The sequence below is a fragment of the Acidimicrobiia bacterium genome (genome assembly GCA_018057765.1).
Lineage (GTDB): Bacteria > Actinomycetota > Acidimicrobiia > IMCC26256 > JAGPDB01 > JAGPDB01.
On sequence record JAGPDB010000009.1, the window covers coordinates 13,452 to 31,385 of the forward strand.

General features: G+C 36.5%; 12 protein-coding genes. 9 read left to right on the top strand and 3 right to left on the bottom strand.

The genetic code is table 11. From position 1 onward, the window contains the following. Entirely contained in the window at nucleotides 1-252 is a 252-nt protein-coding gene (locus KBF89_04370; GenBank protein ID MBP9115558.1) for a hypothetical protein, read from the bottom strand. A gap of 89 nt (nucleotides 253-341) precedes the next feature. Here KBF89_04370 and KBF89_04375 point away from each other — a divergent pair, with 89 nt between their 5' ends. From KBF89_04375 to KBF89_04390, 4 genes are all read left to right on the top strand, one after another. Further along, nucleotides 342-2,285, top strand: a complete 1,944-nt coding sequence (locus tag KBF89_04375; GenBank protein MBP9115559.1) for a hypothetical protein — start codon at nucleotides 342-344, stop codon at nucleotides 2,283-2,285. 192 nt (nucleotides 2,286-2,477) lie between these two features. Then, nucleotides 2,478-3,632 carry an aminotransferase class V-fold PLP-dependent enzyme gene (locus tag KBF89_04380; GenBank protein ID MBP9115560.1) on the top strand — a complete coding sequence of 385 codons (1,155 nt, stop codon included), beginning with the start codon at nucleotides 2,478-2,480 and terminating at the stop codon, nucleotides 3,630-3,632. A 1-nt stretch (nucleotide 3,633) separates the two neighbouring features. Beyond that, nucleotides 3,634-4,686, top strand: a complete 1,053-nt coding sequence (gene mnmA, locus KBF89_04385; GenBank protein MBP9115561.1) for a tRNA 2-thiouridine(34) synthase MnmA — start codon at nucleotides 3,634-3,636, stop codon at nucleotides 4,684-4,686. 16 nt (nucleotides 4,687-4,702) lie between these two features. Beyond that, nucleotides 4,703-5,773: an asparaginase gene (locus KBF89_04390; GenBank protein MBP9115562.1), complete on the top strand. Its 1,071-nt coding sequence runs from the start codon at nucleotides 4,703-4,705 to the stop codon at nucleotides 5,771-5,773. 106 nt (nucleotides 5,774-5,879) lie between these two features. Here the strand turns inward: KBF89_04390 and KBF89_04395 are convergent, their stop codons facing one another. Continuing rightward, nucleotides 5,880-6,938: a hypothetical protein gene (locus tag KBF89_04395; GenBank protein MBP9115563.1), complete on the bottom strand. Its 1,059-nt coding sequence runs from the start codon at nucleotides 6,936-6,938 to the stop codon at nucleotides 5,880-5,882. Nucleotides 6,939-7,026: 88 nt separating this feature from the next. Here KBF89_04395 and ligA point away from each other — a divergent pair, with 88 nt between their 5' ends. From ligA to KBF89_04410, 3 genes are all read left to right on the top strand, one after another. After that, nucleotides 7,027-9,063, top strand: a complete 2,037-nt coding sequence (gene ligA / locus KBF89_04400; GenBank protein ID MBP9115564.1) for an NAD-dependent DNA ligase LigA — start codon at nucleotides 7,027-7,029, stop codon at nucleotides 9,061-9,063. A gap of 50 nt (nucleotides 9,064-9,113) precedes the next feature. After that, complete coding sequence (gene ychF / locus KBF89_04405; GenBank protein MBP9115565.1) at nucleotides 9,114-10,187, top strand: redox-regulated ATPase YchF; 1,074 nt, start codon at nucleotides 9,114-9,116, stop codon at nucleotides 10,185-10,187. A 202-nt stretch (nucleotides 10,188-10,389) separates the two neighbouring features. Beyond that, complete coding sequence (locus KBF89_04410) at nucleotides 10,390-14,538, top strand: SMP-30/gluconolactonase/LRE family protein (GenBank protein ID MBP9115566.1); 4,149 nt, start codon at nucleotides 10,390-10,392, stop codon at nucleotides 14,536-14,538. Nucleotides 14,539-14,543: 5 nt separating this feature from the next. On the opposite strand, the gene KBF89_04415 is transcribed toward KBF89_04410, so the two are convergent. Continuing rightward, nucleotides 14,544-14,987, bottom strand: coding sequence for a hypothetical protein (locus KBF89_04415; GenBank protein MBP9115567.1), 444 nt, complete (start codon nucleotides 14,985-14,987; stop codon nucleotides 14,544-14,546). Nucleotides 14,988-15,084: 97 nt separating this feature from the next. On the opposite strand from KBF89_04415, the gene KBF89_04420 reads away from it, so the two are divergent. Beyond that, nucleotides 15,085-16,971, top strand: a complete 1,887-nt coding sequence (locus tag KBF89_04420; protein ID MBP9115568.1) for a PASTA domain-containing protein — start codon at nucleotides 15,085-15,087, stop codon at nucleotides 16,969-16,971. Between the two features lie 13 nt (nucleotides 16,972-16,984). Then, on the top strand, nucleotides 16,985-17,836 hold the full coding sequence (locus KBF89_04425) for an SDR family NAD(P)-dependent oxidoreductase (GenBank protein ID MBP9115569.1): 852 nt from the start codon (nucleotides 16,985-16,987) through the stop codon (nucleotides 17,834-17,836). The last annotated feature ends 98 nt before the right edge of the window (nucleotides 17,837-17,934 follow it).

Sequence of the window (17,934 nt, forward strand, 5' to 3'; positions counted from 1 at the left end):
CTAGCTTGCTTTTGCGTAATCACTTTCAAATACTAAGTCGAAATTATTAGGCATACTTGCCAATATTTGTTTAATCATTGCAATACCAGCTAACCCTTGATTTCTTTCGGACTCACTTAATTTCCATGGCTTTTCAACACTTGCTAGTTTTGTTTTTCGCCTAGAATTAGGCTTCTTAGTTGTTGACTTGACTTTGGTGTCTGCATCTCTTTTAATGCTATTTTGCTCTAGGAGTTGTAATTGCTTATTCATAGTTCTATTAAACCATGAGGGTGTGACAATTATTGTGTGAATGACACATTAATGCAGAAAATTCACTTTTTGTGTATTAATCTGGGGAAATGAAAAATCTATCTAAATCCTTATTTATCACACTAATTTCAATATCCTTAATTTTAGGTGCATGTACACCAAGTAGCTCGGTAAAAAAATCTGATCAAACCCCGACGAAAACTGTTGGCGGAACAGTGACATTAGAACCATTATTTTATACAGATGGAGCAGATGGCCCAAGTGGTGGATCTAGCGAAATGGCAATTGAATTGCGCGAGACAAAATCAAAAAACATAACTGTTGCAATATCAAATGATGAAGTAAAAGGATCAGGAGATCAATGGATAGCTTCTGCATGGAACGCAATGACAGTATCAACTCTAATAACAGGTGCATCGCTAGACAAAAGACAATTTCAAGTTAGTACAACAGGGTTCATTGATGGACCAAGTGCTGGAGCATTAATGACGGTTGGTGCAATCTCATTGATTAGGGGAGATAAAATTGATAGCGATGTAACAATGACAGGAACAATTAATCCTGATGGAACAGTTGGGCCAGTTGGAGGTATTGAATACAAACTATCTGGTGCGAAAAAATCCGGAAAATCAAAAGTACTAATTCCTTCAGGGCAATTAAAAGAAGCAGATGAAAACGGCGATATTGTTAATTTAAAAAAATTAGGGTCTGATATGGGACTAGAAGTTATTGAAGTAACCAATATATATGAAGCATATAAAGAGTTCACTGGAAAAATATTGCCAAAATTTAAAGGTTTATCAAAAATAAAATTAAATAAGCCTCAGAGTAATCATTTGAAAGAAGTTGTAAATAAGTATGATGACAAAATTACAAAACTCCAAACAAGTTTTAGTATTCCAGCAAATGAACAGATATTATCTACAAATGGTTTCGACAATATTTTAGCCAGTATTCAAACTAGTAAAGATAAAGCTCAAGATTATATTAAAGAAAATAAATATGCTTCTGCGTTATCATACATCAGGGATTCTTATGGACAAGCATCAACTGTTGATTGGGGTTTAAAAGTCATTAATGCATTAAATGAAGGCGGAAATTCTGTTGGACTAAAAGTTGTCGATGATCTAGATGCACTTGTTAATTCAAAATTCGATGATTTTAATGATCAGTTATCAAACATTAGTGTTAAAACATTAAATGATGCTGAACTATTAATAGATTCTTATTCCATTTTAACAGTTGTTAAATCGTTCGAATATTCTGGAAATTCAACTCTCTCAAAAGTGCTCGACTCAAATGATGATCCAATTGTTACTCAAAATGAATATGGATATGCTCTAGGAAACGCTGCAGCTAATTTTGCTATAGGAATTGCAGGATTAGAAATCCAAAAAGATGTAATAAAAGGTATTGATGAAAGTAATGATTTAAATATTGATAAGAAACTTAATGTTGCATCAGTTGCAAAGTTTTTTAAACAAGGTGCTGATTCGAATTTAGAAGCATTTAAAACAATAATCATACAAGAAATTATGGATTCTGCAAAGGTTGATGAAGACGGTGCTTTTGATATCCTTGCCAAAGTTGATCCAAGTGTAGAAATTATTTTTAATTCTCATGAGGTTGAACAAAATGCTGCTGAAGTTTTTGGTAATGGCGATAATCTTGCATATGCACAATTGGGTTCAGCGGTAGAACTCTTTGCGCGTTCAAGTGAGTTAATGGCTAAATATTATTCGCTAGGTGCTCCTGATTTAGTGGATGGCGAAATACAAATTAATCAATTTCGTTCAATTAAGGCATATCAAAAAACTGCACAGCTCGCGAAAGAACAACTAGCCGGTGTTTATACCGTTCTTTCTCGACTTGGTTATAACTCCTATACAATAGTTGACGAAAATGAGCTAGGTAACATAGAAAATACCGATGATCCTGGAAGTGCTATTCGTGGATTGCGCCATTATTGGAAAGGTTATGTTTTAGGTCGGGTATATTCTTATCTCGGTGGTTTCCCTACGAAAGGCCTGTAAGACAAAAAATTACAAGAAGAATACAAGATTACAAGGTCCGTCCTTGCAAATGCAGGGTCCGTCCTTGCAAGTGCAGGGTCCGTCCTTGCATTCTTGCAAGGCTTTAACGATGTAATACCGAGATAAACCGAAGGATATAGCATCTAAAAAGGCAATTAGTTTCATTTGATTTAATAAAACTAGAATAGAGTAGTGATATATTTAGATGCTGCTACAACTTTAGAACCCAATAAGGATCTTATCGCGCAAGCAAAAACATATTTAGACCATTCTTGGGGCAATGTATCTGGATCTCACAGTATTTCACGCATGGCTAAATCTGGGCTAGAAGTCGCTCGCGAGAATGTTGCGAAAACTTGTGGTGTTTCTCCAGATAATATAGTTTTTACTTCAGGTGCAAGCGATGCATTAAATATAGTTATACAAGGTTTTGATCGCAAACATAAAGATGCAAAAATATTTTGTTCAATGACGGAACATGATGCTGTTAAAAAGACTTGTGATTTTGTTAATGAAGAAAAAGAAAATGTTATATATTTGAAAGTCGACAGTCAAGGACAAATCAATATTGATGATTTAGATCAAGTCGATAAAGGCGACCTCGTATGTTTGATGGCCACCAATAATGAAACTGGCGTTGCTCAAGATATTGAATCTGCATCGAAGATTATTCACGAAAAAGAAGCCTTCCTTTTAATAGATGCCGTTCAATCCTATTATTCTTTTAACGCCTCCCAGATCTGTGAATATGGCGATTATGCTGTTTTTAGTGGACACAAACTTGGTGGTTTACAAGGTATTGGCCTATTAGTAATTAAAGATCGTAAATCTATCTCCTCTTTAATGTTTGGTGGCTCACAAGAATGGGAATTACGTCCAGGCACAACGCCATCTTTTTTATGTGATTCATTTTCTAAAACATTTGTTAGTAAATATGCTCAAGTAAACAGAGAGTATGAGATATCGATTGTAAATAAGCTAAATGAAATACTCACAAAATTGCTTTCATTGTCAATAGAGAATATTGAATTTAATTCATGTTGCGCAAAAAAATCACCACATATAAATTCTGTTCGTTTTTCAGATATCGAAGCACAAATGTTGGTTACCATGCTTGATGATAAAGGAATTTGTGTTTCTAAAGGTTCAGCATGTGCATCAGGTGCATCAACTCCTTCTAGGGTTTTAACATCAATGGGTATGGATCAGAAAGATGCACTGTCGACTATTCGTATATCCTTATCATCGAAAAATACAGAAGAAGAACTTGTTGAAGCTGTGAATATTATTAGTGAATGTATAAAAACATTAAGATCATTTTCAAAAAAGGATTCGGTAAGTATTTAATATGAAAAATAAGAAAAAAGTATTAGTGGCTATGAGCGGTGGAGTCGATTCAACTGTTGCAGCATTAATTTTAAAACAACAAGGCTATGAATTAGCAGGAGTGACTTTGAAACTTTGGGGTGGTGAAACTGATTCAGGATGTTGTTCTCTAGCTGACGTTGAAGATGCTCGTCGCGTTGCTGCGCAACTTGATATTCCTCATTATATATTTAATCTAGGAGAAGAATTTAATGAGCATGTAGTTGACCCGTATCTAACTGCTCACGAAAAAATGTTAACACCGAATCCATGTATTGAATGTAATCGTCATATTAAATTTGCAGGTCTTCATGACCGTGCTATGGCTATGGGCTATGATTTTGTTGCTACTGGTCATCATGCTCGTGTTGAATTTGATAGCGCGGAAAATGTTTATAAATTATTGCGCGGAATCGATGAAGCAAAAGATCAAAGTTATGTTTTGTCAATGGTTGCGCAAGATGTTCTCGCACACACACTTTTTCCCGTGGGTGAGATGACGAAAACACGAGTGCGTGAGCTGGCTCATGAATTCGGAATGCGCACAGCATCTAAAGCAGAGTCGATGGACGTTTGTTTTATCCAGAAAAAGGGGAGAGAAGATTTCTTGCGAAATCGTATAACTTTACATGAAGGTGAAATCGTAGATATCGCAGGTAATGTTGTTGGTCATCATGATGGTGCGGAACTATTTACACTGGGTCAACGTCGTGGTACTGGTAATGCTGTTGGCGAGTTAGTTGGAGAGAGGCAATATATCCTCAATCGTGATTTTGATACTAAACAAATAACAGTTGGCGATAGAGAACATTTGTTCACAAGTTCTCACGAGCTGCGTCAAGTTTCATTAACTCGTAAAATTGAATTTCCGATAAATGTTACTGTTCAACCGCGTGCTCACGGTAAAAGTTTCGAAGCTATTTGGCTAGAACCTAATCAACTAGAATTCATTGAACCTGTAATGCGTATATCACCTGGTCAAACTGCTGCATGTTATCTCGATGATGAATGTATTGGTTCAGGAATTATTGTTTAGCTGTTAAAATATACTGATGTCAAATATGAACGAGAACCAAACAAAAATTCCAGTAGTTAATATTTTATATGCGGGTGGCACAATTTCATCATTGATGCATCCAGATGGTTATCGTGAAGGTGGCCATATGCTTGATCTACTCGAAATGTTAGTTGAAAAATATCCAGACGTTAAAGAACAACAAATTATTGGCTTAACTCAAATTGCTTATACAGGTATGAGCGAAAACATTACGGAAAATGATCTACAAGATATTTTGACAACAATCAATCAGTCGATGCTTAATGACCCTGATGGAATTGTAATTACCCATGGTACAGATGCAATGGAACAGACAGCTCGTGCAATCCAAAAAGAATATGCAAACGTATTGTTGAAGAATAAATGTGTAATTATTTTAACTGGATCAAATGATATAACTACTGATAACAATACTGACGCATGGGATAATTTTAATTTTGCTATAAGTAGAGCGGGCGCGGGTATGAAGCCCGGTGTTTATATTGCATTTCATGATCAGATTGTTCCAGCCAATGAAATTGTCAAAGAACCTTTCAACGGTATGGATATGGAATATGCTTCAGAAGTTTCTCCTGAATATTTAGCAAAAATTGAAAAATTGAATATTAAAAGAAAAGAACTAATAGATAAACTTACAGAATATTATTCTCCAATATTACAACGTAGCGATATCATTGACTACCCTGTAAACGTAATTCGAGCTAACCACAGTAAGCTTATTGAAGATATTGCTTTAGTAAAACCGACTGCGGTGTTAATGACTACTTATCATACGACGTGTGTAAATGGAAATTCATCACACGCTGCAATTCCTGATTTAGTTGAAAAGCTAAATGAACTTGGAATCTTAGTATTTGGTGTAACTGAAAATGGAGAATCTATAGATTTTACACAATACGATTCAACAGTAAAATTAGGCAAAGCTGGTATGATTTCTCTCGAATCAATGGACCATGATGTTGCACTAGCAAAATTACAAATGCTTGATACAAAATTAACAAAAAAAGAAATTATTGCCGAAATGATTACAGATCGTTGTGGCGAACTTGCAGGAATAACCATTTAGGCGTATCTAGGTGTCTGGCGTCTTAAACGATATATCGTTTTATAGCTCAGATATTTGCTTGTATAACATTCATTTTTATCTATACTGCTAAATGAATTAAACTTTACTATTTGTCGATCTTCTTATCACGCCATTGTGGAAGTTTCGCATCAGATTTAGGTGCAGTTTCTATACCAAGTTCTTTTTCCATTTTTAACATTTCCAGCTTCTTCGATGTTTTGCTCTGCACAACTTGATCGCTTGATGAATCTGCTTGTCCAGAATTAACATTTAGATCTTCGCTAGCCTTATGGAACCGTGCTCTAAAATATTTCTCAAATTTAACTGGGTTTACTAAAGATACAAAGAGTTCTTCTATATCTTTACGTTCAGTGCTCATGTGATTGTTCCTCACCATAAATGAATCTGTTCTTTCACTAAGCCTTAGTTGTGTAATATTTTTTGATTTAATATTCCCAATATATTCATTATCGGGCGCTTTGTCTTTTCTAGCGTGTGATTTACGAAATTCTTTTATACTCAGAGTTTTTATATCTTTTAACTTAGATAGTGGCAATAACACAGTATCGCTAAGTGTTATAGGATCACATAAAACAATACCATTTGGAACGACTATAACTCTGCGACGAATAAGGTTGGTTGTTGTTGCACTAAAAAACAATAAAATGATTATTGCGAAGATGAAAAAAATAGAACTCATTAACCAATTAGAATTACTAATATTTAATATAAGAAAATAAATTAGTGTCCAAAAAAAAGACCACACCAATGCCGTAAACCCAGCTATATTGCCCGGAGTTTGTAAAATAAAAATTCTTTCATTGTTCACACCTATGTCACGAGTGAGAAATTCAGTAACTCTTGGTAGAAGTAGTAAAGCCATAGTTATTGTGTTAATAAAGAAAACTGTGAAAGATCCAATATTTTCTGAATTAAGAAAACTTTGGACGTAAACAAGCGCAGTGGCATATGCAAATATTTTAATTGCCCCTATACCGCTCAAGCTCTGTAGCGCCAACGACAAACCAACAGCGCTAAGACAAAATATGCTTATACCAAAAGTTATTTTTATTGAAATATTTGAATCAATATTTTTATTTAATACCCAAGAATTAACCCCTAGAAGTATCAATATGTAGGCCAGTAGGATAAATCGTATTTTCACAACAACAATCTAGTAAAACTTGATTTAAAATCTGTTAAATATCTTTGTTTTTTAATAGACAAACACATTATTAAGCTAATCTATAAGAGTGGTGAAATATGATGCTAAAAGTCGAATTAATGAACTAATAGAAACAATAAAATACCATAACGAAAGGTATTATGGCCAAGATGAGCCTGAGATTTCTGATGCACAATATGACGAGCTTTACCTAGAATTAAAAAATTTAGAGTCAGAATACCCACATTTCGTATCAAAAAAATCTCCTACACAAGCACCAAATACATTTTTGCAATCTAGTTTTGCGCCATTTAACCATATTGAACCAATGTTAAGTCTTGACAATGTATTTTCACCCGAAGAATTAACTGCTTGGGGATTAAAAGTTTCAAAGTTGGCAGACTTATCAAATACGAAATTAGTAGTCGAACCAAAAATGGATGGCTTAGCAATTTCAATTGTATACGAAGATGGAAAATTAGTTAAAGCAGGTACGAGAGGCGATGGCTATACTGGCGAAGATGTTACTGAAAATATTAAGCAGATAAAATCTATACCGCATCTATTAAAAGATAAGCCAAAATTGTTAGAAGTTCGTGGTGAAGTTTTTATGCCATTAAAAAGTTTTGAAGATCTAAATGAGCGACAAAGAAAATTAGGTGAAAAAATATTCGCAAATCCACGTAATGCTGCTGCTGGCTCATTGCGTGTTAAAGATACTTCTATTACACAAAGTAGAGATCTAGATTTTGTAGCTTATCAACTTGGTGAGAATATAGGTACACCAAAATTAAATACACATATACAAACACTACAATATTTTTCTAAATTGGGTATTCCTGTTAATAATGAAATAAAAGTTTTAAGTGATATCACGCAAGCACAAATACGTGCATCAAAACTCGAGGAAATCCGTCACAGTTTTGATTATGAAATCGATGGTGCAGTAATTAAAGTTGACGACTTTTCGATTCGTGAACAAATGGGCTTTACTGCGCGTGCACCACGATGGGCAATAGCTGTCAAGTTTGCCCCTGAAGAAAAAACAACTAAACTAATTGATATTCAAGTTAGTGTAGGTCGAACAGGTCGTGCGACTCCTTTTGCTGTTTTAGAACCAATATTTGTTGGTGGTTCAACTGTGGCAATGGCAACATTGCACAATGGCGATGATCTAGAAAAACGTAATGTTCGACCTGGTGATACGGTCATTGTACGTAAAGCTGGTGATGTAATTCCAGAAGTTGTAGGACCGATAATTTCACTTCGCCCTAAGGGTTCAAAGCCTTGGAAGTTTCCAGAAAATTGTCCGACTTGCGGTCATAAGCTTTCCAAACCTGAAGGCGAAGTACAACATCGTTGTGTGAATAATGAATGTCCGGCTCGACGTTCAACATCGATTGAATATTTTGCGTCGCGCTCAGGTATGGAAATTGAAGGACTTGGAATTGCCAAAGTAAATCAATTTATAGATTCTGGATTAATAAAAAATATTGCTGATATTTATTATTTGAAGCGTGAGGATTTAGAAAATCTTGAACGCATGGCACAAAAAAGTGTTGATAATCTTCTAGAGTCAATAGAAAATTCGAAAAGACAACCTTTAAATAGATTGTTGATAGCTTTAGGTATCCGACACGTTGGGCCGAGTGCAGCTAGAGAATTAGCAAAACATTATGAGGATATTTTTGCTATTGAAAAAGCGCGTGTAGAACAAATAGCTGAGCTCGAAGGGCTCGGAGATATCATTGCTCAAAGTGTGAAAGATTATTTTTCGGATTCTAAAAATATTGAAATGATAAATCGTCTTGTTAAAGCTGGGGTAAATGTGAAAGGTACTGGCTCTTCTGTCCTCACTTCTTCGTCGGGTCAAGTTCTAGGGCATGAAGAATCTCAAACATTTGCTGGTATGACATTTGTTTTAACTGGTTCCTTAGAAACAATGGCTCGTGAACAAGCTGGAGAAGAGATATTTAAACGTGGTGGTAAAGTCAGCTCCAGCGTTAGTGCAAAGACCAATTATGTTGTTTATGGTGATAAGGCTGGATCGAAATTAGACAAAGCTGAAAAACTCGGTGTTGGCTTGCTTAATGAGCAGGAATTTACAGAATTATTGAAAAAATAATTTCTGGTCATCTTTCGATTGTTCTATATCTAAACGAATAACCTATATGAATGGAAAAATTCGGGTTTGTTGGTCTTCCCAACGCTGGTAAATCAACATTATTTAATGCTCTAGCTGGTGGTGGTGCATATGCTGCCCCTTATGCATTTGCAACTATTGAACCTAATGTAGGTAATGCAAAAGTTCCAGATTCACGTCTAGATGCATTGGCGCAAATGAGCCAGACCAAAGAAACCATTTATGCTTCCGTACAATTTGTTGATATTGGCGGACTTGTTGAAGGCGCACATAGTGGCGAAGGTTTGGGGAATAAATTCTTGAGTCATATTCGTGAAGTTGATGGTGTTGTTTATGTGCTTCGTGCATTTGATGCTGGCGTACCTGGTCCAACTGATCCCTTAGAGCATTTGCGTGTTGTCGAGCTCGAACTTGTTTATGCCGATTATGAAAGTTGTGAAAAGCAATTAGAGAAAAAAATTAAACAGGCAAGAACAGATAAAGATATCGCTACACAAAATGAGATTGCTTCTAAAGCGTTGCAGCATTTAAAAGAGGGTACACCACTTTATCGTTCAACTATGAGCAAAGAAGATCGTGAAGCTATTAAAGATTATTTTCTTTTGACGAACAAGCCTTTTATGGCTGTGTTAAATATTGCGGATGATCAACTCGATCAGGCAACTGAACTTGCAAATAAAGTATCCCAAGAATTACCTGGCGTTGAAATCGTTCCGCTTTGTGTTCAGCTTGAAGCAGAAGCAGCACAAATTTCTGATAAAGATGAGCGTGGCGAGATGCTAGAAATGTTCGGTCTTGGCGAGGGTGCAATGCCTAAATTTATACATAGCGCATTTACAATGTTGGGCCTTCGAACATATTTTACAACTGGAGAAAAAGAAACACGTGCTTGGACTTTTAAAGCTGGCGCCACCGCTCCTCAATGTGCTGGTGTTATTCACGGAGATTTTGAACGAGGGTTTATTAAAGCAGAAGTAGTTTCTTACGAAGATCTGATTGCAGCCGGTAGCTGGTCTAAATCTCGTGATGCTGGAAAACTGCGAATTGAAGGAAAAGATTACATATTCCAAGATGGTGATGTGACCGAATTCAGGTTCAACGTTTAACTTTCCCAAGGTTCTACCCACGAAGCCAAACCCGTTTGTCAAGAATTGGGTAAATCGTATAATGTAAAGCAATTGCCATAAATGCTTGATTTAATCGGACTTTTCTGCAAATATATGTTCAATCAGCCAGAATAATAATTTAACAACGATCTTATACTCATTAATTATTAAAGATTTATAGCATTTGTGACGAAAAATAAATATGTATAGACAACGCCTATTAGTTTTACTAATTATGATTTCTTTGTTGTCTTTCCCACTTTATGCATTCGCAGATAATACAGCTCCAGAATCAAATACTGGTATTGTTGCTGGTATTGGTAAAAAAGGTGCAAGTTTAGTAGGTGTTGCAACTGGTGAAAATATTTCTAACTTTGGTTTTGAAATAGGTGAAACTACATCTTATGGAATAACGATAAAAGATAATTCTGGCTTAGCTCCTAGACCTGGGTATTACTTTGATTCAGAAATAGGAAATGATGGCAGTAGCGATGGTCAATTATACTATCCAAACGGTATTGCTATTGATATTGATGGTAATACTTATGTAGCAGACACTTACAACTCCAGAGTTGTAAAATATGATGCTCTGGGAAATTTCGTTTCTTATATTGGTTCAAATGCTGGCTATGGAACTGGTTATATGTCACAACCTATAGCAGTAGTTGTTGATGCCAGTGGAAATCTTTTTGTTGCAGATAACGGGTATGGCAAAGTTATAAAATATGGACCCTCAGGAAATTTTCTGTCTGAATTCGGGACGTATGGACAAGATCCCGGGAAATTTTATGGATTGAGTTCAATAGCTCTTGATCCGTCTGGCAACATTTATACAACTGAAAATTATAATCATCGAATACAGAAGTTCGATTCTTCTGGAATACCAATATTACAATTTGGCTCTCAAGGTGATAGTGATGGACATTTCGATAATCCTAGTGGTATTGCCATAGATACTATTGGGAACATTTATGTAGCTGATACTGGTAATAACCGTATACAAAAATTTGATTCTACAGGTAACTTTATTCATAAATTTGGCAGTTATGGTTCCCGCGAAGGTGAATTCAATTCGCCTAGTGGTATTGCTGTTGATTCTTCTGGAAATATTTTCGTTTCAGATCAATATAATAATCGTGTTCAAGAGTTTGATAGTGCAAATAGCTTTGTAGCACAGTGGGGAAAACTTGGTTTAGATTACTATGGCAATATGTCAGGTCAAGGGGGCACTCAGAAAGGCCAGTTTGATCAACCACAAGGTATTGCTATTGATATTAACGGAAACTTTCTGGTTGTAGATAGGGCTAATAATCGTGTTCAAAAGTTTGTTAAAACAACACTCGTTGGAGAATATGCAATATCAATATCGAATTTAGATTGTGGTACAACATATCACTATCGTTCTTTCGCAACAAATAGTGGTGGTACGACATATGGCGAAGATGCAACATTTACTACCGAGGGTTGTAGTCCTGGCCCTACGAACTTAACCGTGACGCCTAATGCTCTAAGCGCAAATTTAACATGGGAAGATACAACAAATAGCAACCCAGATTATTTCGGTATTTTCTATAGAAAAACAACAGATACTACTTGGATATATGCAGGGAAAAATAATCGTGTATCACTTGCCGATGTATTAACTAGTTTAGATCCTGATACTGAATATGCAGTTAGGGTCGCAGCCTTCATAAATAGTGATGAGCAAAGTGCATATTCTAATACTGTCGTGTTTAAAACTAACACGCAAGAGGTCTATCAAGTTACAAACTGTCGTCAATTTCAAGCCATAGGAGTTGATCCAGTAACACATGAACATGGTGATTTAGAAGGTAATTATGTTTTGGCGAACAATATCGATTGTACAGAATCTGCTAGTTGGACATGGGATCCTATAGCTACTAGTGACGGTGGCGAAGCACCAGTTATTGATGTACAAGGTTTCTTCCCGATATTAGATGATGTAAATCTAGAGAGTTTCAGTGGATTTAGAGGCACATTAGATGGTGACGGTCATAGTATTTCAAATATTACTCAAGTTTCTTCTGGTTTTACTGGTATTTTTGCTATTCTTCAAAATGCTACGATCAAGAATATAAATTTTGATAACTACCAGGCTTCTATTACTTCTATGTCCATATACTCTGGTGGTCTTGCAGCGGTTTCGTCTGGCAATACAACTATAGACAATGTGACCATTAATGGTGATGTGCAAACAGTTCAAAATGATGCTGGGAAACAACCAGTATTTGATGGCATCACAGGTATTACTACTTCTTCTGATGGTAGGATATTTGTAGCAGATAGATATAGACAAAATATACAAGTACTTAATTCTAGTTTTGAAGTTGAGAAGAATATTAATGTACCAAGTAGTTCATATGGCGATCGAGAATCTAGTCCAGTTGATGTAGCAGTTGATACTTCCGGAAATATATATGCTTTAGATCATTATGGAAATCAAGTTGATAAGTTTGATGCCAACGGTACCCTATTAGATGAAATTGGAAATCATAATGATGATGGCAATGACCTTTCATACGCAAATGGTTTAACAACAGATTCTGCAGGCAATATCTATGTTGCTGATACTCATAATAGTCGTATACAAAAGTTTGATTCGTCAGGTAACCATACAATGAATATTGGCAGTAATGGTAATGCTAATGGTGAACTAGACAATCCACAAGGTGTAGCAGTCGATTCCTCAGGCAATATTTTTGTGGCAGATACCAATAATAATCGAATTCAAAAATTTGATTCTGATGGTAACTATATTTCTAAATTTGGTACTAGTGGCAATGATCCAGGCCAAATGCAATATCCTTTTAAATTAACTATTGATAGCACAGGTAATATCTACGTAGTATCTAGTCAAAGAGTTCAGAAATTTGATTCAACTGGCAACTTTATATTGCTTATACCTGGTGGGAATTATGATAACAATCAACTTACATATCCTTGTGGAGTTGCAGTTACAACGTTAGGTCATATTTTGATAACTGATAGCTATCGTAATATGATAAGGGAATACGACTCTAGCGGTACTCAGATTGGTTCCTATGGTGATCGAACTAAAGAAATGAGTATTTTTGGTGGGATGATTGGTGCATCCGGTATATTTGATGAACGTAATGGTGCTACTATTAGTAATTCGAAAGTAAATTTAAACATAACGTTTGATGACCCAGGTAATACTGTCGATCTTGTATCAGTGGCTGGAATCGTCGGTTATGGAATTGCAGATATCAAAAATAGTTCTTCTAGTGGCGATATTGCTTTAAGTGGATCAAACGGTTATGTCGTTGGTGGTTTGGGTAGCATGTATTCCGGCGATAGTAGTAATTCATTTTCGACAAGCGATATTACAATAGACTCGCCAGGAACAGCCTTAGTAGTTGGTGGCTTATTCGCTCAAGTTATGCCTCTTAGGGAAGGATCTTCGAGTAGTTCATCTGAAGATCAAGGCAACATTTCTAATTCTTATTATAGTGGTAATATTTCAGTTCCTGCTTCTAGTGGCAATGAGGAAATGTATGTTGTTGGAGGTTTATTAGGTTACCAAATAGATGGCTCGCTAAAAAATAACTTTAGTACAGGCACAATTAATATTATTCAACCCGTAGCTAATACTGGAACAAATAATACAATGGAAGAAAGATTTGTAGCTATTGGTTCACTTGCTGGTGTCTTAGGGATGTCCACTGAGGACATATCTAATAATCACTACGATGCGCATACTTCTGTTATTGATGGATGCGTAGCTATGATAATGGATCCTCATACCGAAGAAATACTAGAACTTAATGAAAGCAATTGTAAAGCAGTAAACATTGATGGTACACAGAATGATTATTTTAAAAATAATAATACTGTTCATCCTTTGAGTGAATGGGATTTCACAAGTATTTGGCATATAGAACAAGGTAAGCTACCACAACTAGGCGTGCTTGCACCAGTAGTGCCTGATCCTTTATTGACTCCAGATCCAACACCAGAAAATGGAAACGGAAACGTCAGCAAACAAGACTCCTTAGTTACAATAACACCTTCAGAGTTATTTAACCCGACTACAAAAGAAGTAGCGGTATCGGACAATAAAAATGAAGAAATTAAGAAAGCTCAAGAGTCAACAATTGCGCTACCAAAAATTCCAAAGATGTCAGATATAGCAAACGTTTTAGGTGAAGTTGAAAAGAAGTCAGCTCAAAATAATAAAGCTGCATCAATAGCCACTGAAAAATCAAATACTTTTCTTTGGTCAATGTTAGGTATCTCGATCATCTCGCTTTTAGCAGGTGCATATATTTACTTTGTTAAGCGTAAGAAAGAAATAATAAGTCAAGTTTAGAAAAACTAAACAGTGACTCTAAAATCCCAAGTGTAAGTTTGTGGATTAATATTTTCTGACTCATCTACTTTCCAATAAATAACTTGCGCATTATGAGGACCTGCTTCAAAAAATGGAAATACTTTACCTGCGCTTGGTTGATATGTTATTTGACCTAAAGATTTAACAACAATAACTTGATCATCTGGTATAGCTTTACCATCGATTAGTAATCTCCCAGTAAAACCATCCGCTAAATTAACGCTTACTTCAGAAGTTGGTCTTAATAAGCCTCCAGGTGTTGGGTCGACTTTTTGCACATTGACATCGCTAACAGCAATAGTATTTGTATCAGATGAAGAAACAGAGATGACAAAAAAGATACCAGCTAGTGCTACTAGTGCAGCAACAACAGAAACTCTTATAATCTTTGTCCTGCTAGCAATTATTGTTTTCTTATTAGTTGTCACTTCAATATTATAACTTAGGGAACTAATATTGCCTAAGTTGGGCAAACAAATCTAACATGCACAAAAACCAGCAAAATCGCTACTAAACTAAAACTATATGCCAAACACGATGGATCTAACAGGGCGAGTATTATCAAACCGATATCGGCTAATCAGTGGCGTCGGTATGGGTTCTTCTGGCGTTGTATACGCAGCTACTGATGTTAATCTTAAACGCCAAGTTGCTGTAAAAGTCTTGCATCGTGGTTACAATGCAGATTTAGCTTTTTTGCGTAGGTTCAGGGCAGAAGCACAACTTGCTGCGAATTTACATCATCATAATATTGTTTCTGTTTTTGACTGGGGTGAAGACGAGGTTCCGTATTTGGTTTTGGAACTTTTAGAGGGTGGCTCATTGCGGTCAATGCTTGATGAGGGTGTCCGACTGACTCCTGCACAAGCATGCCATGTTGGTATGCAGGTTTGTGCAGCGCTTGAATATTCTCATACACGATCAATTGTACATCGCGATATTAAACCTGCAAATTTACTTTTTGATGAACATGGTGTTATTCGTGTTGCAGATTTTGGTTTAGCGCGTGCCTTAGCCGAAGCTAGTTTTACTGAACCTAGCGGTGCTGTTATTGGTACTGCTCGTTATGCGTCACCTGAACAGGCTAGCGGTGTTGGGTTAGATGGTCGTAGTGATTTGTATTCTTTGGCTTTAGTTTTACATGAAGCAGTAACTGGGGAAGTTCCATTCGCGGGTGATACCATTACTTCAACTTTGGCAGCTCGTATTAAAAACGATATTGTTGCTAATAAAAAACTTGGTGTTTTAGGTAGCGTTGTGGAACGTGCTGGTTGTGCTGACCCCGATCAGCGTTATCCTGATGCTAAAACTATGTTTAAAGCATTGAGTGATATTGCACAAGTTTTACCAAAGCCAGGCCCATTAACTTTGGTTCCTGAGGATGGTCAAGTAATTGACCCGAATCCAACAAATATTGTTATTACTCCTACAAATCTTTTTGATCAAGAAGCTAATGGAGCTGGTAGCGAACTTTCACCCGAGCAAGTTTCTGAACAATTTCATAAACAAGAAAAATTAGATAGACACTTTGGTCCTCGTCAATTAATCGGGGCTGGTATTTTTACTGTTATTCTCGCAATTTTAATTGCTGGTATGTTTAGTTTTATTACATCGAGTCAAGCGTCAGTAATTGTTCCTAATGTTGCTGGATTGCAAAAAGATGTTGCATCAGCAAAAATCGCCACTACTGGTTTGCGTGTTAAGTTTCAACAAGTTTTTTCTGATGATCCAGTAAGTTCTGTTATCAGTACCACCCCAAATGCTGGCTCATATGCTGATAGTTCAGGCACAGTCACTTTGGTTCTTTCAAGAGGACCTAAACCTATTGATGCAGTTGATGTTATGAAGGAAGCAATGTCTCCTGCTGATGCGAAAACAGCTTTGGAAGCTTTAGGTTTTATAGTTGTTGAACGACGTGAATTTAATGAAACTATCCTCAAAGATAATTTGATTTCTACAGACCCTGGTACTTCAGGAAAGCTTCCACCAGAGACGGTTATTACTCTGGTGATCAGCGACGGTCCAACGCCTATAGCGATCCCTAATGTTGCTGGCAAGACTTATGATGAAGCAGCGAACATTTTAACTGGGTCTAAATTCACGCCTGCTCGTAAAGATGAATTTTCTGATACTGTAGCTTCAGGAACTGTAATTAGTACTTCTCCTGGTAATGGTGAGAAAGCGCAAAAAGGTTCTACTATTACTATTATTGTTTCTAAAGGACCTGATCTTATAACTGTTCCTTCGCTGGTTGGTTCTGCAGTCGATGATGCATCAGCAAAATTAACAGCAATAGGTTTAGTTCCAGAAGTTCAAGGAAAATACAAACCAAAACCGACAGTTGCTGCAATGGATCCTGTTGCAGGTTCAAAAATTAAACGTGGTTCATCAGTCACACTGTTTTTAAAATAGAAAGAAAAATAAAATGGGAAAATTAGAAGGTAGAGTAGTAATGATTACTGGTGCTGGCCGTGGTATCGGTCGTGAACATGCACTATATATGGCGAGTCAAGGAGCAAGTGTTGTTGTCAATGATCTTGGCGATGTCAGCGAAGTTGTTGATGAGATTATTGCAGCCGGCGGTAAAGCGGCTGGTAATACGGATGACATCACTACTGTTGATGGTGCAAAAAATCTTGTTGGAACTGCAATAAACGAATTTGGTGATCTGCATGCACTTGTAAATAATGCTGGTATCCTTCGTGATAAAATGTTGGTTACAATGGATGAGTCCGACTGGGACAGCGTTATCAATGTTCATTTACGCGGACATTTTTGTCCTACTCAGGCAGCTGCTCAATATTGGAGAAACAAAGCAAAAGAATCTGGCGAAGATTCCGTAAAAGCAGCATTGGTTCACACAACTTCAACTTCTGGTTTACTAGGCAATGTTGGCCAGACTAATTATGGTGCTGCTAAAGCTGGTATTGCTTCTTTTAGTCAAATCTGCGCTATGGAATTAACTCGTTATGGTGTTCGATCTAATGCTATTGCTCCAGCTGCAAGAACTCGGATGACAGAACATACACCTGGTTTTGAAGATATGGTAAAGGTTCCAGAAGATCCTAATGCTTTCGATGCTTGGCATCCTGGTAATGTTTCTCCAATGGTTGCTTATCTAGTTAGTGAGGATTGTAAATTTAACGGTGAAACATATTTTGTTACTGGTGGTTTAATACAGAAATTTATTCCTTGGGCTATGAGCGATGTCGAAGGGGACAAGCTTTCTAAAGATGCGCGTTGGACTCTAGACGAAATCTCTGCTGCCTTTTCTTAATACACTACATCTTGACGAGGCCTTACAAGGTCCGTCCTTGCAAAATATAGACAAAAGGTATAAAGCCACTTAGAGTGAAAATGTAATTCTTAATTTAT

Coding starts and splice junctions, on each gene's coding strand:
- KBF89_04390 (MBP9115562.1), top strand. CDS start 4,703: ATGTCAAATATGAACGAGAACCAAACAAAAATTCCAGTAGTTAATATT.
- KBF89_04425 (MBP9115569.1), top strand. CDS start 16,985: ATGGGAAAATTAGAAGGTAGAGTAGTAATGATTACTGGTGCTGGCCGT.
- KBF89_04410 (MBP9115566.1), top strand. CDS start 10,390: ATGTATAGACAACGCCTATTAGTTTTACTAATTATGATTTCTTTGTTG.
- KBF89_04420 (MBP9115568.1), top strand. CDS start 15,085: ATGCCAAACACGATGGATCTAACAGGGCGAGTATTATCAAACCGATAT.
- KBF89_04375 (MBP9115559.1), top strand. CDS start 342: ATGAAAAATCTATCTAAATCCTTATTTATCACACTAATTTCAATATCC.
- ychF (MBP9115565.1), top strand. CDS start 9,114: ATGGAAAAATTCGGGTTTGTTGGTCTTCCCAACGCTGGTAAATCAACA.
- KBF89_04370 (MBP9115558.1), bottom strand. CDS start 252: ATGAATAAGCAATTACAACTCCTAGAGCAAAATAGCATTAAAAGAGAT.
- mnmA (MBP9115561.1), top strand. CDS start 3,634: ATGAAAAATAAGAAAAAAGTATTAGTGGCTATGAGCGGTGGAGTCGAT.